Below are 2639 nucleotides of genomic sequence, written 5' to 3' on the forward strand. Positions count from 1 at the left end.
AAAAAACAAAGAAAAAGAAGCCTCCATAAAAGTAATGGATGTAGCCGAATTAATTGCTAATGCACAAGATTTATAATTTACCAATGAAAACACTTCCTCTACTACTACTTTTATTAGTACAAACTATTACGGCACAAAAGCTATCTAAAGATGATTTATCTGAAAAATTAGCTGATAAAGCATGCGAATGTGCGAGTAAAAAAGAGCTCACCAAAGATAATTTCGACGTTTCGTTAGGGTTATGCATCATCGAATCCCTTGGAGGCTACAGCAAAGATGTCGAAAAATACTATGGAAAAAATGCCATCACCAATGAAGAAAAGTTGGAGGAATTAGCCGCAAATATTGGAGTAAAGATGGCCACTAAATGTCCGAAGATATTTAATATGCTTTCATTTGATGACCAGGATTCAGAAGAAGAAATGGAAGAAGAAACAGAAGAAGAATCACTGATGATTTCCGGTAAAGTGACAGAAATTAAACAAGACCAGTTTATAACATTTTCGGTTAAAGAATCTTCAGGAAAAATGAATCATTTTCTACTTTTAGGTGACTTTGACAATGCTTTTTTATTAACAGATAAGGTTTTAAAAGTGGCAGATGAAGCAGAATTTTATTATTACGAATTAGATTTGTATGATGCAAAATTAGGTCGATTTGTGCTTTACAACATTGTCTCAGATATTATAAAAAAATAGCATGTATACTCCTTTTGAAACGTTACCTGATGAATCCAGAATTTGGATTTATCAATCCAATAGAAAATTTTCAGACGATGAAGTAGCCGAAATTGAAACCGGCCTGCATTCATTTTTAGAAGAATGGGCCGCACATGGCACTAGTTTGGATGCTTCCGGAATTGTAAAATACAATCGTTTTATAATACTAGCTGTCAATCAAGAAACACAGCAAGCAACGGGATGTTCTATTGATAAATCAGTAGAATTTATTCAGAGTTTGGAACAAAAGTACCAAGTTGATTTGTTGGATAAAATGAATGTGACTTACAAGCAAGGGGCACATTTGACTCATAAAACACTGACCGACTTTAAAAAAATGGCCAAAGAAAAAGCTGTTTCTGCCAATACCATTGTATTTAATAATCTAGTGAATACAATAGAGGAGTGGAAGGAAAACTGGGAAGTTCCCGCAGGTGAGAGCTGGCACAGCAGGTTTTTTTAAAAAATACTCAATGAAATTTACCAAGAATACATTTATAGTTCTCTTTATTGCTTCCCTTTTTTTAGTTCAATGTAGTGCTAAAAAAGGGAAGCAAGCTATTGTACCATTGCCGGAACCAGCGATAGAAACTGTTAACGAACCCAAGGAAGAAAATTTATCTGCACATATTTTTGAAGCAACTCTTTCCGAGTTAAAATGGGTGGATAGTATTTATAATTCACTAACCATAGAAGAAAAAATAGGGCAATTGTTTATGGTGGCGGCATATTCCAATAAAGATTCTACTCACATAAAATCGTTGGAGAAATTAATTGATGAGCAAAAAATAGGCGGACTCATCTTTTTTCAAGGAGGTCCGGTTCGACAGGGTCAAATGACTAATCGCTTTCAAAAACGTTCTAAAGTCCCTTTATTTATTGGAATCGATGCCGAGTGGGGACTGAGTATGCGATTGGATTCTGTAAGTCGTTTTCCTTGGAATATGACTTTAGGAGCCATTCAAGATTTGGATTTACTAGAAAAAACGGGTGAACAAATGGGTATTCAATCGAAGAAATTGGGTGTGCATTTTAATTTTGCTCCCGTTTTAGATATTAACACCAATCCGAAGAACCCTATAATTGGCAATCGTTCGTTTGGAGAAGATAAAGTAAATGTTACCGAAAAAGCTTTGGCTTTAATGATTGGCTTACAAAACAAAGGAGTTTTTGCAACCGGTAAACATTTTCCCGGTCACGGTGCCACAGAAACCGATTCGCATCACACGCTACCGGTGATTAATTTTACGCAGGAGCATATTAGAGATGTGGAACTGTTTCCTTACAAAAAACTAATTAACAAAGGTTTGGCGAGCGTAATGGTTGCCCACTTAGACGTGCCAAGTTTTGAAAACCGTCCCGGTTATCCTTCGTCTATTTCACAAGCGATAGTAACCAACTTGCTAAAAGAAGAATTGCAATTCAAAGGGTTGATATTTACAGATGCTTTGAACATGAAAGGAGCCAGTAATTTTAAACAGCCCGGCGATATTGATTTGGAAGCGTTGAAAGCTGGGAATGATATTTTGTTGTTTCCGGAGAATGTGCCAGTGGCGATTCAAAAAATAAAAGAGGCTATCGATAGTTCATCTGTATCAGCAGAAAGATTGGAATATTCTGTGAAAAAAATATTGCATTTTAAATACAAAGCGGGTTTAAATTATGTACAACCTATTGATACTAGGTATTTAACACAGTCGATTAATTCTATTGAGTCAGAAGCGTTACAGTATCAACTGTATGAAAAAGCTATAACCGTCATAAAAAATGAAAATACGATACTACCCATCAAAGCAATTGACAAAGAAAAGATTGCTTATGTTAAATTGGGTTCTGACAATCACTTGCCATTTCTAGAGACATTGCAAAAGTATGCTGATGTTCAAGAAGTCAAACACACGAATTTGGATACATTAAAAT

Annotated in this window: 3 protein-coding genes; all 3 read left to right on the forward strand. The window is 35.3% G+C overall.

What is annotated here, in order from left to right; all coding sequences use genetic code 11:
- Positions 1–83: 83 nt before the first annotated feature.
- A complete protein-coding gene (locus ACIQ2S_RS12835; protein WP_396176618.1) occupies positions 84–698 on the forward strand; it encodes a hypothetical protein in 615 nt (204 codons plus the stop codon).
- A gap of 1 nt (position 699) precedes the next feature.
- Positions 700–1182: an ABC transporter ATPase gene (locus ACIQ2S_RS12840; protein ID WP_396176620.1), complete on the forward strand. Its 483-nt coding sequence runs from the start codon at positions 700–702 to the stop codon at positions 1180–1182.
- Between the two features lie 10 nt (positions 1183–1192).
- Positions 1193–2639: glycoside hydrolase family 3 protein (locus ACIQ2S_RS12845; RefSeq protein ID WP_396176622.1), on the forward strand; the 1447-nt coding region annotated here is incomplete at its 3' end.

This window comes from Flavobacterium sp. (assembly GCF_044371705.1).
Lineage (GTDB): Bacteria > Bacteroidota > Bacteroidia > Flavobacteriales > Flavobacteriaceae > Flavobacterium.